We start from the raw sequence: 16,733 nt of genomic DNA, 5'->3' as shown, positions 1-16,733 counted from the left end.
TTTTAACTTGGTTCTTGTAAAAGTCCTAAGCACGATTAGACAAAACCACTCCTGCTACCGTAAGGCAAATGCCCCCAATGATCGCAATGGTCAACGCCTCACCGAACACTGGTACAGCCGCAAGTGCTGTTATCCCTGGTGATAAAGAGCCAATAGTTGACGACTGCGCCGATCCAAGTTGCCTAACTGCGTAGCTATAGCCGACAGTAGACAAAAGGCCAACGCAAAAGCCTTGTACCAGAATAAATGGCAGCGCATCTTGGAAGGTATACGAACCAAAATTACTTGTGACTAAGCCGCTTAGGATTAATGCTACCGTAATCACCAGTGAGCACCACGAGATCAATATCGTCACAGCAATTGGGCTTAACCCAGATTGTTTCAAACTTATGGTGTACACCGCCCAAATCGTACTCGCACTCAATAAAACGACCACACCTTGCAAAAACGCACCAGACACAATATCAAGTTGCCCAACGATCATCGTGACAACGCCCATCATAATCATGGACAAAGCGATAATGCGCTTAAAGTTGAAACGACCCGCCAAAGCTGTGTGTCGATAAAAAAACCAACCTAAAACCGCGACGAAAAACGGTGGTGTGCCCGCCAAAACAGTTCCTACATAAGCGGCAGGGACCAAGCTTGCTCCATGCGATGCGACAAAGAAAAACGGAACGCCACCCAGCAGAATCAACAAAACGTCTCGCACTTTCGCACGTCTTATTTCATGGAGATATCGGTAAGTAAAAGGAAGCAAAAGAATGGCAGGAATAAGAAAACGCATTAACGCAACATCTGCCGTCGCCAATGGAGAAGAACCTATAGCGCGAATGGAAAGTGCGAAGCCTGTCCAAATCATCAAAACAAACGTAATGACCACGTAACCCTTCACCATTGGGGAGGCTGGCAATGAGTTAATCCCGCTGGATTGGGTGTAGATCGTTTTTTCCATGACAATTATTCCTGAACACCAATAAGATACAGGAGAATTATTCATCAAACTGCTCGCATTTATTCAGCGAATATCGTAACAATGCATGGTATTGTTAGTGGAATAAATCAAATAGACACAGTTTAATAACGGAAACCGGCAGGGAATAATGGATAGAATCGATCGACACATACTTTCAGTACTTCAAAAAGAAGGCCGCTTATCTACCGCCGATTTATCTGAACGCGTTGGGCTTTCCCCCTCCCCTTGTGCAAGGCGATTAAAAAGATTAGAAGATGAAGGCTATATTGAGGATTACCAAGCAAACTTAAGCCGTGAAAAAGTCGGTATTGCGATGAGCTTTTTTGTCGAGGTTAGCTTAAACAACCACCAAGCTGACTCGATAGAAAAGTTTGAGCAAGAATTGGCGAATATGGAAGAAGTGGTCAACGCCCATATTGTGTCGGGTGGCTACGATTACCTTCTTGAAGTCGTTAGCCCCAATTTGGCTGGCTATGAAGCCTTCACCAAAAAGCTTCATCGAATCACCAGTGTTAAAGACATTCATACCCACCTTTCTGTAAGGCAAGTGATCAACAAGAGCCCGCTGCCTATATTTGTGTGACTCTATAGCGCGCTAAAAAGACCAAGCTGGTTACGCTCACAATTCGTTTTTAGGAACAAATTCGATCTGATGTCGAATTTGTTCAATCAATCAAATTCTCCGTTCTTTAAGCTAAACGCATCTACTAAAGGAGAAATTCTAATGACGACTAGATTGGACTATTTCAACGCAGCGCCTGAAGGTATTCAAATTCTATTGGAGCAAGAAAACTACCTGCGAACGCAATTTGAACAACAGCAAACTCTCTCAATTCCTTTGTGGGAACTTGTAAAGTTGCGCGTTTCACAAATCAACCAATGTGCATTTTGTATCGATATGCACAGTAAGGATGCTTTAAAAAACAGCGAATCTGAACATCGTTTAATTGGTTTAAGCGCATGGAGAGACATGCTCCTCTACAGCGAGGAAGAAAGAGCAGCATTACATTGGGCAGAAGTTGTCACAGAAGGTAAAGCAATATCAGAGCAAGACTACACCTCAACGTTAAACACGTTTGGAGAGCAAGGTATCGTTACATTAACGCTCGCTATTAACGTGTACTAATTCAAACCTGATCTGACAGTTACCCACTTTTAGACTTGGTGCCTGTCAGATTATATTTGGGCTAAATTCTTTTCAGCCCAGATTGATTTCCCATCCTCTAATGTCTCTATTGGCGTTCTGCCACAGCACATTTTTCCTTGATGGGTACGATGATTGTTGTAGTAGTCCATCCATTCGTCCAGATCTTTCTGTAACTCTTCTATCGAACCATACAGTTTCTTTCTGAATGTGACTTGGTAGAACTCATTCAATATGGTCTTGTGGAAGCGTTCGCAGATACCATTTGTCTGCGGTGACATCGCTTTCGTTTTCGTGTGGTCGATATCATTGATGGCTAGGTAGAGTTGGTAGTCATGCTGATCAACACGGCCACAGTATTCAGTACCTCGGTCAGTCAAGATTCTCAACATTGGCAGCTTATGATTCTCGAAGAACGGCAGAACCTTGTCATTCAACATATCTGCTGCCGTGATTGGTGTTTTTGTCGTGTAGAGCTTTGCGAACGCTATTTTGCTGTAGGTATCAACGAACGTTTGCTGATAGATACGCCCAACACCTTTAAGGTTACCCACATAGAATGTGTCTTGAGAGCCTAGATAGCCTGGGTGTGCGGTTTCTATCTCACCACAAGCTTCATCATCATGCTTCTTGCGTTCAAGAGCAGCGACTTGCTCTTCCGTTAGAATGATACCGTCCTCAGCAACTTGTTTTTCTAAGGCAATGAGGCGTTTTTTGAAGTTTTCTAGGTCGTTGCGAAGCCAGATTGAGCGCACGCCACTTGGAGAGATAAAGACCCCCAGTTTACGCAGTTCATTGCTTGTTCGAACTTGCCCATGATCAGGGAAGTCGATGGCGTAATTCAGGACGGCTTGTTCAGTTTCACTATCGACTCGGTTCTTTAAGTTTGGTGCTCTTCTGCTCTGATTAATCAGAGCATCAATACCGCCAGTTTCAACCAGTTCTTGATAGCGATAAAACGTGTCTCGAGAGACACCCATAACTTTGCAAGCTCTAGATACATTGCCAAGTTCCTCTGCAAGATTGAGAAGCCCAGCTTTGTGTTTGATGATTGGATTGCTAGTATGAAGCATGAGAGTTACCTCTATTGTCTTTGATTAGTGATTAAGCACCTTTAATCAAAGTGGGTAACTCTCTTCTTTTCAAATTGAAGTGTCAGATCTAGTCTGAACTAATACAATTAACGCAATCAATAGCTGGAATCGCATTGCCAAAATATTCAAACCCGAGATAGGAAGTTTATCCAGCTAGATTTTAGTTAGGGTCTGTTAACCTTTCGTGGTTAAATTTTGTTCGAGTTCTATGCCTTTTAATCGCGACGCAAGGTGTGTAGCCTAGTCACTCTAAGCAAATACCTTGTAACAAAGAGTAAATGGCATAGAAGCGAACCCTTTGGGCAGCATTTGTGGCTTATTTCTACTGCGTTATCGCTCATTGATGTAGAGCGACTACACCGAATAAGCTCTGCCTTGTATAAATCACCCACAAATTGCTGCAAAAATCATCTCGAAAGGTCAACAGACCCTGATAATCGAGCAAGAATAATAAATGGATTTCGAAATTGTAAAACCCAAACATAAGCTTGCCGACCATGTTCAAGAGATATGGTCGGCTGCCATTGTGAAAGGAAAACATCAAACAACGCTTAAACCATTGCATAGCGACGGTGGCTCGGGAGTGATGTTTGTTTTGCAAGGAAGCGTACGGCTATCTGATTCAGAAATATCACACCCTATTTATCTTCAGCAATACAGTAAAGCAACGCAATTCATAGAGTTCGACGAAGGTACTCAGTTATGTGGTATTCGATTCCACCCCGGTATGATGCCAACCTCACTTCTTGCCCATTCCGCTGCCACGCACGCTCATTCCCAACCTTCAACTTTGTCCAGCCTGTATTCCTTGCTGTTAGAGAAAACAAGCCACAGTAGTCGATTAGCCACAATGTACCGATGGTGTAATGAGAACATCGACCTAAACAACCCAGTAATGAAGAAACGTGCATCGCTAATTAGCCAAGCCATAAGTGGGAAAATAGGTGAACAATTCCAGCACAACCAAAGGCAGGTAGAACGAAACTTTCGTGAGTGGGTAGGTATGAGCCCGAAATACTTCCAACGCTTGCGCCGAGTTTATTCCAGTGTAGCCACATTAAGGGAAAACCCCGACGTTTCACTCAGTGATTTTGCCTACGCACAGGGCTTTTCAGATCAAGCGCATATGACAAGAGAGTTTAAAGCATTTGTGCTAACAACACCGGGGGAGTTGAGTTCACGGCTGAGAGGGAAAGGAAGCCCGAGATACTACAGAAAACTCAACTAAGGTTAAGCACTGATACATGCGGTTGATTTGCTTCCCAAAAATCACTATCCACTCTTTATTAGAAAGTAAATTGGTACTATTTCTCTGACATAATTTAAGAACCACACAACGAAATATAACTTAAGTTACGGTACTTATTTGTTGTGTCTTTCCATAATGATTTCTTCTCTAATTATCATTAATATTCGTCCTAACAAGTTTTTTCCTCGATTCTCTGTGATATCGTATCCCCAGTAAGTATCACACCAAACATTTCCCTCGATCAAATTTTTAGGGTACGTATCCACTAAATAATCTCTTAAAGGTCCATGACTGAATTTTTGCCTCAAAAGCTCTATCATTATATTTGTCTTTATAATATGCCAATCTGCTCTAACGAAACCATATTGTCTCAATTCTTTCGAAACTTGCTTAACTGTACCAGCTCCGAAATCACCTTTGAATAATAATTCCAACCCATCCTTTATATTATACCTTTCATCTCTAGAGTGAAGAATACTTTGAATAGATCGTTGATGATCCTTAGTTAGCTTTATATTTTCGAAGCAAAATTTTGCTCGTAAATATGCGTGTTCAACTGACTTATATATCGTCCCATCATAAACAATTTCACAAGGATGAAAATTTGACAATTCATTTTTTCTGAAATCAGATATAGAGTTAGGATCATCTAGGTTGTAATTCACTTCATTAAAAATACAATCAATAAATGCTTCATATTTATTTTTTTTGACAATTGAATTCGTATTACGTTTTTTACGCTTGTAATACTGTACTAACATATGTTTTTCAGCTATTTCTTTTAAATCTCTTTTTGGGTATCGTCTCTTTGACACAGGAAGAACACTTACAGTACTTGAAAATAAGTCTGGAGAAGCCACGTTTTTTCTATTAGGGCAATCAATATCAACTCTAGTACGAACAAGATCCGCTTCAGCTACAGTGCAATAAATATGGTGACATGAAAATATTTCAGAAAACGCTTTTCTTACTGCCTCTATAGTACTCCCTGTTGACGAATTATCATCAACTATGATGACACTTTCCATATTATTATCTTCACCAACAATCATTTTTATATTTCGATTGGCCAGCTTATTACTATCAACTTCTTCGCTATAGTCATTCTTCATTGAATGAAAAGATATCGGTATTAGTAATAGGCTTGGGTTTGAGTTAAACCAGCGGTAGATACATTTCAATAAACAAGCCAATTCAGTCCCTCCAGAAGGCATGCCAACTACCGCATCTGGCGAATTTTTATGGCTTGAAACTATACTGTAAGCTGCTGAGGCCATGACTATCGGATGCGCAGCTTCAGGCCTAACTAACGTCCTTGAAGAAAGACTGAAATTTTTATATTCACTTTCTAACATTTTCAAGACATCAGTTAGAAATAAGTATTTTGAAATCTTGAAAGAAGAAATATCAGTTTTTTCGAGGATACCTAAAATTGACTTATAATATAAGTCAACAGATTCAACCATTATTTTTTGAAGTTGTTTTCTTAGTCTCCAATATTCAATCTGTACAATCCGATCAAATCTATGTGTTTTTTCAGATTGAACAAAGCAGTTAAAAATTGTTACAATTGCATTTTTTAAATAATCTAACATTGGAGACAACTCTAAAGTTTGGTTAGATATTTCTTCAAGTTTCACTTTCTTTAGAATTAATGCGGAATCAAATATATCATCTCGATATATTGAAATCTTGTCTAAGAACTCAACTGATGGATCAATGGCAACAATATATCTTGGTCCTCTTAAATTATATTCATTTTTATTTTCTTTCTTATTTTTCTTCTTAAAAAACCTACCTTCCCTTAAAGTAAGAAATTCCTTTGACTTACCGATATCGTCTAAATTATCAACTATCAATCCACCGCTAAAATGGAATTTAAAAGGTTCTAGTTTCTCTATATATGATGCAAGCTTAGGTTCTCTGTATAAGTCTGAAATGTTTTCATTTAACCTAGCCCTTACGATATCTTCATATTCCGATAAAGACATCAATGTTTTCTTATCCATAGAAAGCATAATTTCCTCCTTTCACGACAAAAATCAATTTACATATTTTAACTTTTTAATTACATTTAAATAAAAATTGATATTGTTAATATTTAAAAACCATAACAAATAAAATATGTAAGTTTATAAAATAAAAAACATTGCATAACCGTACAAAAACAGAGCGGAAAAATATATAAGATAAATAATATAAATCTTATATATTTTGTTTTTTCGTATCATTTCAAGTTATATATGCAACAATATTAATTTCTTTGCATACATAGCTATCTCTAGAGCTGGATTGCAAGCGAGGTGTTTTCAACACGTAACATTTCTATTCGAAAGAAGCCTATAGTCTGTTCAAACTAGTGTGACGATTTAATATTCGGCACCCTCAATTCATTACAGATACGTGATCCTCCATTGATTCCTGCGCAAGATCACTTTCTCTTCACATAAAATCTAACATTTAATCTCTCTTGATTATGTCATTTATGGAAAAATACAATGTTATTTATTCCAATAATGCAATAATAAAAAATCATTAACCTATTGATTTAAAATGCATCCGAAGTTTTAACAAACATATTTAAATCGCATTTTTGGAAATTATGCGAAGCGCGCTTCTGGTTCGTATTGGGATTCGAATTTAAGATGAGTGCATAACAATGATTAACAAGCCGATCACAAGGACGCTATGAGTACCCAAGAGCTAATTAACACATTCACCGAAATTGTCGGGCACGAACACGTTTTAACTCAGGAAAAGAAAACGGAGTATTACCGCTCTGGTTTTCGCTCTGGTAAAGGCAAAGCGCTAGCGGTGCTTTTTCCGGGTACGCTAGTAGAGCAATGGCGCTTGTTAAAAGCGGCAGTGGCAGCGAACTGTATCGTCATTATGCAAGCTGCAAAGACTGGTCTTACTGAAGGTTCCGCCCCCAGCGGTGAAGACTACGATCGTGAAGTGGTGATCATCAATATCATGCGCATGAATGCTTTGCACTTAATAGACAATGGCAAGCAAGTCGTGAGCTTACCCGGTGTTAGTTTGCATCAGTTGGACAAAACATTGAAAACGGTTAACCGAGCCCCCCACTCTGTGATTGGTTCCTCCTCTATTGGTGCGACAGTGGTCGGTGGTATTGCGAATAATTCGGGGGGTGCACTCGTCAAGCGAGGCCCTGCGTACACAGAACTATCTTTATTTGGGCAAGTAACCAAAGACGGTGAACTCGTACTGGTTAATCACTTGGGGATAGAGGGGCTTGGCGATACGCCGGAGGAAATCCTGACCAATGTCGAACAAGGCAACTTTGACCCAAGCAAGATTACCCATAATGATGCAATGGCATCGGACAGAGAATACGACGAGCGAGTACGAGATGTAGATGCAGTAACCCCTTCTCGCTTTAACGCAGATTCTCGTCGCCTATACGAAGCGAGTGGTTGTGCGGGCAAACTGGCAGTATTTGCCGTGCGTGTAGACAGTTACCCCGTACCTGAAAAAGAGCAAATTTTTTACATCGGTTGTAACGATCCTGCCAAGCTCACTATGTTGCGACGAGAGATGCTAAGCAATTTTAAGCATCTACCGGAAATGGGCGAATACATGCACCGCGATATCTTTAACCTATCCGAAACGTATGGCAAAGATGTGTTCCTTTCAATCCATCACTTAGGAACGGATAAGTTACCCAAATTTTTTGCTTTGAAAGCGAAAGTCGAAGCAACGTTAAAACGCATTCCTTTTGTTTCAAAAGATTTACCCGACATTTTGATGTACTGGGCAACCAAATTATTCCCACAACACCTCCCTCAGCGCATGCTCCAATTTAGGGATAAGTATGAGCATCATTTGATTTTAAAAATGAGTGATGGCGGCATTGAAGAAGCCAAACAGTATCTTGAAAACGTTTGGTCGAAACAAGAAGAGTGCGAGCACTTTGAATGCACTCCGGATGAAGGAAAAAAAGCTCTGTTAAACCGGTTTGCAGCAGCAGGCGCTGCCATTCGATATGAAACCATCCATTCTAAAGAAGTAGAAGACATCTTAGCTCTGGATATCGCATTGCGCCGCAACGATATTGATTGGGTTGAGCAACTGCCAGAAGAAATCACCAAAGATATGGTTATGGCACTCTACTACGGTCATTTCATGTGTCATGTATTCCACCAAGATTACGTCTTCAAGAAAGGGGCAGACACGAAGAAAATCAAAGCCAAAATGTTAGAGCTTCTGACCCAAAAAGGGGCGAAATACCCTGCCGAACACAATGTTGGGCATTTGTATGAAGCTGAGCAGCAACTCCAAGCCTTTTACCACTCATTGGATCCCACCAATACATTCAATCCAGGTATTGGCAAAATGAGTAAGTACAAGCGCAATTGCAGTTGTTGTGGGTGATTCACTCAATTCATATATGCAACAAAAACCAACATGAAAATCAGCCAGAAATTAGAGTCTGGCTGATTTATTTTCAAACAAGCCATATTGACTTAAATGCTTATAAATAAATAAGTTACGAACAAAATTCAATCACAGAAAAACAGGAGTGAAGTACTAACTGCGACAATCAAAAAGTTATATAGATTTTTAAACGCCGCGAAATTAAAAAACAATCCACCATATATCCAGCACCATACTGTTTAATTCCCTACAAAAGCAGAATTATGCAGCAAAAAAGCGTTTTTAAATGACTCCTTCCAGTAAATAGCAGAAGTGTTTGACAGCTCATACTTTCCGACAGACATGTTGCGAACATGTTATAGGGGTGAATAATACGCTCCTGACTACGCCTATAAAAACACAACATAAAAAACACAACATATAAAAACTCTAAATCTCAATAAGTCTTTTTGACAGGAAGGAAACTTATGGACAAACGAATTCCACTTGCCTTATTGGCAAGTACCACAGCATGCAATGCTGCTGCCTCAAACCTTGATGACAAAATCAATGAAATCGTCGCACCGATCGTTAACCCTTTTGTAGGAATGATCTTTTCGAGCATTCCTTTCCCTTTTACTGACGTACAGGTGCCGTGGATTGTTCTTTGGTTAGTTGTTGCAGCGATCTTTTTTACTGTTTACCTTGGCTTCATCAACGTTCGTGGATTCAAACACGCGTTGCAGTTGGTTTCGGGCAAATTCTCCGATCCAAAAGCCAAAGAGGAGGGTGAGGTTTCCCACTTTCAGGCATTAACCACAGCGCTTTCTGGTACGGTTGGCTTGGGTAACATTGCGGGTGTTGCTGTTGCTGTCTCTATTGGTGGTGCGGGTGCAACCTTCTGGATGATTCTTGCAGGCTTACTTGGTATGTCGAGTAAGTTTGTAGAATGTTCTTTGGGTGTGAAGTACAGAAACACCAACCCTGATGGGTCGGTTTCTGGTGGTCCGATGTACTACCTCAGCAAAGGCCTAACAAAACGCGGCAATGCGGCTCTTGGTCGCACGTTGGCAGTATTGTTCTCTATCTTTGCGATCGGTGGTGCGCTGGGCGGCGGTAACATGTTCCAAGCGAACCAAGCATTTAAACAAGTTGTTGGCGTAACAGGCGGCGACGCTTCGTTCCTAGCAGATAAAGGCTGGTTGTTTGGTCTTATTCTGGCAGTCATCGTAGGTATCGTGATCATCGGTGGTATCAAGTCCATCGCTAAAGTGACCGAGAAAGTGGTTCCGTTCATGGCGGCTATCTACGTTGGTGCAGCACTTATCATCATCCTGCTTAACTTCGACCGTATCGACGATGCATTTGGCGCTATCTTCAATGGTGCATTTACTGGCGAAGGCGTAACTGGTGGTGTTATTGGTGTTCTAATTCAGGGCTTCAAGCGTGCGGCGTTCTCGAACGAAGCCGGTGTGGGTTCTGCCGCTATTGCTCACGCAGCAGTTAAAACGAAAGAACCTATGTCTGAAGGTTTTGTATCGCTTCTAGAACCGTTCATCGATACTGTCGTAATTTGTACAATGACAGCGTTGGTTATCATTATCACGGGTTACCTAGACACAGATACTGGTTTAGCGGGCGTTGAATTGACTTCTGCTGCCTTTGGTAGCGCCATTGGTTGGTTCCCGTACATTCTTGCCATTGCCGTTGTTCTGTTCGCGTTCTCAACTATGATTTCTTGGTCTTACTACGGCTTAAAAGCATGGACTTACCTATTTGGTGAAAGCAAAACAGCAGAACTTATCTTTAAGTTTATTTTCTGTACCTTCGTTGTCATTGGCGCAGCAATGAACCTAGGCCCTGTTATCGACTTCTCTGATGCGATGATCTTTGCAATGGCATTGGTGAACATTGTTGGTCTATATATTCTGGTTCCTGAAGTGAAACGCGATCTAGCGGATTACCTAGAGCGCTTCCAAGCAGGTAAAGTATACAAAGTGCAAGACAACGCTGCTCAAGACTAAGCAGCCTTAGGCGAGTCAATTCAAAACAGCAGGCTTCGGTCTGCTGTTTTTCGTTTCTATACCTCTGTTTTTTCATTTCAATACCGTTGTTTTTTATTTCTATACCGCTGTTTTCTATTTCTATACTAAAGGCGCCTCAAGATGTTCGGGGATATGTGTATCTATCTCAACTCAATCCCTGTTAGGATAAGACGTGCCACAGTATTCCATTCAAGGATTGATAGGAGATAACGGTATGACAGAAAAAAGAAAGGTGCCTAAGTTTGCCGCAAATTTAACCCTACTCTTTACAGAAGAACCCTTTCTCGACCGATTTGCACAAGCTCAAGCGTCTGGATTTCACGCTGTGGAGTGTTTATTCCCGTATGCTCACCCACCACAAGACATCGCAGAAAAGCTTGAAAAGCACCAACTTGAGTTAGCTTTGTTCAACCTGCCGCCCGGAAACTGGTCACACGGAGAAAGAGGATTAGCCGCTCTGCCGGATCGCGAACAAGAGTTTCGAAATAGTGTTGAACTGGCTCTGAAGTACGCTTTGGAGCTTCGATGTAAGAAAGTACATGTTATGGCAGGCATTGTTGAATCGTGTTTTTCTCGCCAACAACACATCGCCACTTTCATCAAGAATCTGCGATACGCTGCCGACGCTTTTTCGCCATACGGTATTGACGTTATGATTGAGCCTTTGAACAGCCGCGATATGCCTGGTTATCTAATTTCACACCAAAAAGAAGCGGTTGAACTCATCAATCAAATCGACCGCCAAAACGTTAAGCTGCAGTTCGATATTTACCACGCTCAAATCATGGATGGCGACATCACCACCCTACTTCGTAGATGCGCACGTCATATTGGACACGTTCAAATCGCCTCCGTGCCCGACCGCAACGAACCCAACTTAGGCGAGCTTAATTTGCCTTACTTGCTCGATGTATTAGACGAGGTTGGCTACCACGGCTGGATAGGCTGCGAATATCGCCCCAAAACCAATTCCTATGACGGGTTGGATTGGTTGAAGCGATATCATTGCCCTACATAAGTTCACGCTTGATTGATCTGTTTACCGCTTTCACTTTTGAGATAGCCTAGCCAATCATCAACAGGTAATGGTTTGGCGAAGTAATAACCTTGAGCGCAGCGGCAACCGATTTGCAACAGCGTATCGACATGGCTTTTGGTTTCTACCCCTTCCGCTATCACCGCTAAATCCAGAACCTGTGCCATTTTGAGAACAGCACTGGTGATTTCATAATCGAGCTTGGATGAATTCACATCTTGAATAAAGCCTCTGTCGAGCTTAATGCAGTCTGCAGATAGGTTTTTGAGAACAGAGAGTGAGGAATACCCTGTTCCAAAGTCGTCGATGGCAATCTTATAACCTCGCGCTCTCAACGTTTCAATGGTGCGTACGCAGGTTTCAAAATCACGCATCATGTCTCGTTCGGTTATTTCCAACAGCAATTGATGCGGCTTGCACTCCGTTTCGTCGAGAATACTTTGTAACTGTTCGGCTAAGTCCGTCATGTAGAACATTCTCGCTGAGAAGTTTACCGAGAATATGATGCCGTCTAAATTCGTTCCTTCGTTTTGCCATTCAGATATCAAACTGGCTACTTCCCTGAATACCCACTTGTCGATATCAATAATCAGGTCCGTTTTCTCTGCCACTTCGAGGAAATCGATAGGCGGAAGTAATCCCAGCCTTGGATGTTGCCAGCGCACCAAAGCTTCCGCTCCGATGACTTTTTGAGAATGTAAGTCAATCTTGGGTTGGAAATAAACGACCAGCTCATCATTCTTAATCGCTTGGTGTAAACCGACATTGGTTTCAATCAAGTCGGTTACTTCTAAGGTCATCTTATCCGCATACACTCGGTACTGATCCCGACCGTTTCGTTTGGCGTGGTACATAGCCGTGTCTGCATTTCGAATGAGAGTTTCACCATCGGCACCATGATTAGGGAATTGACAAACCCCAATACTGGCCGAAACAAACACCGTTTTATCTTGGATGTAATAGGGTTTTCTTAACGCTTTGTTGATGCGGTCGGCTAGGACTTCACCACTCGATAAACTGTCTACTTTGGTCAGAACCACCATGAATTCATCCCCTCCCATTCGAGCGACAAATCCAATTTCTGAAATCAACTGGTCAAGAATTTCAGCAATGCTCGCCAACAAGTTATCGCCAGAAGCGTGACCTAATGAGTCGTTGATCGTTTTAAACTCATCAACATCTAAGTAAAGCAGTAGAAATGAAGTCTCTTCTTCGGTCGCTTTAGCAATTTCCTCATCCAGCCTTTTGGTCGCCAGTAGCCTGTTTGCCAAACCGGTAAGGGGATCGTGATGAGCCAAGAAGTCGAAATTTTTCTTCTCTTCATTCAAATCAGAATACGCTTGGGACAGGCGAACAGCCATCTTGTTAAACGCGTTCTCTATGTGGCTCCATTCATCTGTTCTTCCTAGGTTGATCGGTTTATTCGCGCCTTGAGACTCGAGACCTTCAAACCCTTCTTTTAAGTCATCAAGCGGTTTTCGAATGTGTCGTTTCACAACTTGGCTGATCAGTAGCAAGGAGGTAAGAAACGCAAGAATACTGATGATGATGGCATTAAATCTGGACTGGCTAATTTCATGCTCTAGCTGCTGGGTAAGTTGCAGAGCTTGCTTTTGAACGCGTGCTTCTGTTCTTTCCACCATATCGAGCAATTCATTTTGCGCGCTCACCAACGCTTGCATCACTACCCAACGCTGTTCTAAATTCGCGCTAATGCGTCTCAGTGCCGCGTTGTAACGCCTTACGGTGCGCTTCATTCGTTTTTTTTGCGCTTTGACTTCAGTGGTGTCGATGTCGACATTTTCCAAATGCAGTAAAAAGATATCGAGTTCTTTTTGAATCTCGATTATTAACACTTTTTCTGTTTCTGGTGTGATACGGCTGTGAATGCTACCAACCATTTTACCCACAGTGAGAAACACTTCGCGCAACATGTTCACCAAATCGAGTTCATTGTTGTAACGAATATAGTTTGGCTCGCGAATGTGAGTGAGTTTGCTGTCGGCAACAACTAATTCAAGTTGATCAAGCTGTTCGGCTAAAGAGTCGTCAATTTCTTGGGTCTGTTTCAGGATTCGATTCAGCGCCAATGAACTCCCCAAAAAACGGTGAAAGTTATCGATAAATGAGTCCATTTTTTTCGAGAAATCTCGGTTAGTCGATAGATCTCTCAAACGCTGCAATTGAAGATCGATATTGAATGCTTCCTCGGACAACGTGGTTTCACTGAACAGAAACGTTTGCTCTAGCAATTTCACTCTTGAAGTCAGGGCGAAAACTCGGCGGCTGATTTCCGAATTCACCGTCAGCACAGAAACGTGTTCGGATGCTTCCGTTTTTAGTGTGGATTCAACGTAATATAACGAACGAATAACGGTGAACAAGGCGATACTAAGAATGGCCAATAGTAATAGATTGGAGAATATAATGCGCTGAGTAATACTGGCTTGATTTAATTTCATCGACCCTTCCATATTTTTAGGTAGGCGTCACGGTAACCATTTTGGGGGTCATAAATACCCGTATCTTCCTGATTGATAAGTTCCGCTACGTTTTCCGGTGTCACTAAGTGTACGGGTGCCGAATACCCACTTGGTGGCATGCCATGAAAAGCCCGGTTTAGCTCATCAACTGTCTGCCAACCTTGTAGGTAAAGAGGCTCTGGAACGGTGGCTAACTGGAAATAATCTTGATCAATGCGCTTATACGCCGCTTTACTTCCATCACCCGCAGAAATATTGTCTGAAACGGGCTTCCCTTTCTCTATATTGGACTCTAGTGATGGGATTGCGTAGTCGATGTATAAGTCATTAATAGCCAAAATGTGAGTGATCTGTTCTTCATGTTTATCCCAAAGGTACTCGAAGGTTTCTGGCATCTCCTCGGCTATTTTATCCAACGGTAGCGGTTGTACTTCCAACAGAGTACAAGTTTGACAACGCGTAATGGTATCTGCCATCACGTTGGCTTTTATGGTGGCAATCTCGTAGTTAGGGTCCGTGAATACCACAGCATTAACATTGCCGTTAGAATTCACAATTGCCAGTAGCGCCGCCACTTCAGCCACATCGATCGGATCGGTCGTAATGTTCATATACAACCCAAGCTCTTCGTTTCCACCAGCCCGCTCGGTTGCATGCCAACCAATCACCACAATGCCTAGGCTTTCTGCAAGCTTTAGGGTTTCTCGGTGACGTTGCGCATCTATCCCTCCAAGAACGATAGCATCCGGTTCAAAACCAATGGCTTTTCGCAATGCTGCTCCCTGCCTCACTTCAGATCCCAATCCATCGATGAAGCGGAGATGCCAATCTAACTTGGAAATAGCTTGTGACATTCCCCTTGCCACGCCATACACGCCTCCATTTCTTAAATCGGAAGCAATAAAGATGATGTTCTTCTCGTGGACCATTTTCGGTCCATCTGTAGGGCCATCCCAATTCAGGTCGCTCGCCACTGCTTTTGCAACTTTTTCACGCGCATAAGCGAGAAAATCCCCATCAAAAGTATTGGCTATACTGTATGAGCTATAAGCAACTATGAACCAAGAAACGGACCAGCGTATGATTTTCTTCATATATTTGTATATTTAATTATTTTTTTGTAAGCATTTTTATATAGATTAACAATAATGTTAATACATAATTAAACAATTGGTAACAGTGATGGGTGACCAGATTTATAAATTTTTTCTTGCTGCAATATTCATAGCTCTAGCTACTATGCCAATGGAAGGCTTAACCAAAGACAACAAGGGCGAGAACTCTTATACACATCAAGTAGATGCAAACAAACTAGACAGTTTTCAAGTTACGGTCAGCGCCAACCCTGAACCGCTGACTAAAAAGCTGAATAAACCCGTTCGCATTGCAATTATTTATCCAAGTGCTGACATCTCTGATTTTTGGGTACGTAACTTCATGGCAATGACAAAACGCTTGGAAGCGCTAAACCTCCCTTTTGAAATCGATGAGTTTGCCTCAAAGCAGATAGAGCACTCGTTGCAAACACAATATACTGAAACGGTTCTCAATTCAGACATTCCATACGATTTTGTCATTTTCGGACCATCTGAGCTTGGTATACAAGCCGAAAATATTCAAAAATTATCTGCATCTAGGGATTTCCAAACCTTTATTTGGGCATTTCATACACCCAATTCCGAGTGGAGTCATCAGCCAGACGCTTGGTTCGATTTTTCTAGTGAGATGGGAGCTGAGGTACTTTGTGACTACGTAATCAAGGAGTTAGGTAAAGGCATCGAGTTTGCTGCTAATCGTGGTATTCCCGGAATCACCGACACTCAGCGCTCTCAAGGTTTTATTGACTGTGTAGAAGAGAAAGGCGACTGGCTTAGTCTTTACGAACATTTCGGACAGTATCAGAAGCTCGGGGGAGCTGATGGTGTTCGTTTAGTGTTAGATAATTTTCCTGAAGTTTCTATGATTCACAATGCCAATACTGCGATGACTATGGGTGCCGTTGACGCATTAGATGAAGCCAACAAACATGATGATATTTTTGTGACTGGTTGGGGCGGGACGGCCAAGGAGATCGACAAATTAAAGCGCGATGAATTGGATGCCACACCCATGCGTATGAGCGATGATTTGGGCGTAGCGACCGCTGAAGCAATCAAGTTTTATGTTGAAAAACGCGCAGCAGAAGTCCCGCATATCTATCTCGGTCGTATTACTGTGGCTCACAGTGGCATGAGTGATGTAGAGCTGAATACACTCACACGTGAGGCTTTTCGTTACTCCGGTCAATAAGCGACTTGCACAATTCGTTTTTGTTATTGCGAATTACAAT

Annotated in this window: 12 protein-coding genes; 7 read left to right on the top strand and 5 right to left on the bottom strand. The window is 41.9% G+C overall.

All coding sequences use genetic code 11. The features are described from left to right. Positions 1-25 precede the first annotated feature (25 nt). Complete coding sequence (locus LDO37_RS07925; RefSeq protein ID WP_126610267.1) at positions 26-955, bottom strand: DMT family transporter; 930 nt, start codon at positions 953-955, stop codon at positions 26-28. Positions 956-1,103: 148 nt separating this feature from the next. Between LDO37_RS07925 and LDO37_RS07920 the strand changes: the two genes are divergently transcribed. Together LDO37_RS07920 and LDO37_RS07915 are read left to right on the top strand one after the other, a co-directional pair. Beyond that, positions 1,104-1,559 carry an Lrp/AsnC family transcriptional regulator gene (locus LDO37_RS07920; protein ID WP_101113753.1) on the top strand — a complete coding sequence of 152 codons (456 nt, stop codon included), beginning with the start codon at positions 1,104-1,106 and terminating at the stop codon, positions 1,557-1,559. A 141-nt stretch (positions 1,560-1,700) separates the two neighbouring features. Next, positions 1,701-2,102 carry a carboxymuconolactone decarboxylase family protein gene (locus LDO37_RS07915; RefSeq protein WP_126610266.1) on the top strand — a complete coding sequence of 134 codons (402 nt, stop codon included), beginning with the start codon at positions 1,701-1,703 and terminating at the stop codon, positions 2,100-2,102. A 50-nt stretch (positions 2,103-2,152) separates the two neighbouring features. Here LDO37_RS07915 and LDO37_RS07910 read toward each other — a convergent pair whose 3' ends face one another. After that, positions 2,153-3,193, bottom strand: a complete 1,041-nt coding sequence (locus LDO37_RS07910) for an IS481 family transposase (RefSeq protein WP_126610265.1) — start codon at positions 3,191-3,193, stop codon at positions 2,153-2,155. A gap of 475 nt (positions 3,194-3,668) precedes the next feature. Here LDO37_RS07910 and LDO37_RS07905 point away from each other — a divergent pair, with 475 nt between their 5' ends. Further along, positions 3,669-4,442: a helix-turn-helix domain-containing protein gene (locus tag LDO37_RS07905; protein ID WP_126610263.1), complete on the top strand. Its 774-nt coding sequence runs from the start codon at positions 3,669-3,671 to the stop codon at positions 4,440-4,442. 134 nt (positions 4,443-4,576) lie between these two features. Here LDO37_RS07905 and LDO37_RS07900 read toward each other — a convergent pair whose 3' ends face one another. Continuing rightward, positions 4,577-6,481, bottom strand: coding sequence for an NADAR domain-containing protein (locus LDO37_RS07900; RefSeq protein ID WP_224055399.1), 1,905 nt, complete (start codon positions 6,479-6,481; stop codon positions 4,577-4,579). A gap of 670 nt (positions 6,482-7,151) precedes the next feature. Between LDO37_RS07900 and dld the strand changes: the two genes are divergently transcribed. From dld to otnI, 3 genes are all read left to right on the top strand, one after another. Then, the gene (dld, locus tag LDO37_RS07895; protein WP_126609852.1) at positions 7,152-8,858 is read left to right on the top strand and encodes a D-lactate dehydrogenase; all 1,707 of its coding nucleotides are present in this window, start codon (positions 7,152-7,154) and stop codon (positions 8,856-8,858) included. Between the two features lie 470 nt (positions 8,859-9,328). Further along, the gene (locus tag LDO37_RS07890; RefSeq protein WP_126609851.1) at positions 9,329-10,864 is read left to right on the top strand and encodes an alanine/glycine:cation symporter family protein; all 1,536 of its coding nucleotides are present in this window, start codon (positions 9,329-9,331) and stop codon (positions 10,862-10,864) included. A 253-nt stretch (positions 10,865-11,117) separates the two neighbouring features. Then, positions 11,118-11,903, top strand: a complete 786-nt coding sequence (gene otnI / locus LDO37_RS07885; RefSeq protein WP_126609854.1) for a 2-oxo-tetronate isomerase — start codon at positions 11,118-11,120, stop codon at positions 11,901-11,903. Positions 11,904-11,905: 2 nt separating this feature from the next. On the opposite strand, the gene LDO37_RS07880 is transcribed toward otnI, so the two are convergent. Then, complete coding sequence (locus LDO37_RS07880) at positions 11,906-14,383, bottom strand: putative bifunctional diguanylate cyclase/phosphodiesterase (RefSeq protein ID WP_126609850.1); 2,478 nt, start codon at positions 14,381-14,383, stop codon at positions 11,906-11,908. Further along, positions 14,380-15,498: a substrate-binding domain-containing protein gene (locus LDO37_RS07875; RefSeq protein WP_126609849.1), complete on the bottom strand. Its 1,119-nt coding sequence runs from the start codon at positions 15,496-15,498 to the stop codon at positions 14,380-14,382. Before LDO37_RS07875 ends, LDO37_RS07880 begins: the two co-directional genes overlap by 4 nt. Positions 15,499-15,643: 145 nt before the next feature. On the opposite strand from LDO37_RS07875, the gene LDO37_RS07870 reads away from it, so the two are divergent. Next, on the top strand, positions 15,644-16,693 hold the full coding sequence (locus LDO37_RS07870; protein ID WP_126609853.1) for a substrate-binding domain-containing protein: 1,050 nt from the start codon (positions 15,644-15,646) through the stop codon (positions 16,691-16,693). Positions 16,694-16,733: the final 40 nt, after the last annotated feature.

Origin of the sequence: Vibrio penaeicida (genome assembly GCF_019977755.1) — a bacterium.
GTDB classification, from domain to species: domain Bacteria; phylum Pseudomonadota; class Gammaproteobacteria; order Enterobacterales; family Vibrionaceae; genus Vibrio; species Vibrio penaeicida.
Note: the sequence above shows the minus strand (reverse complement) of the source record. Positions and strands in the feature narration are given on the sequence as shown.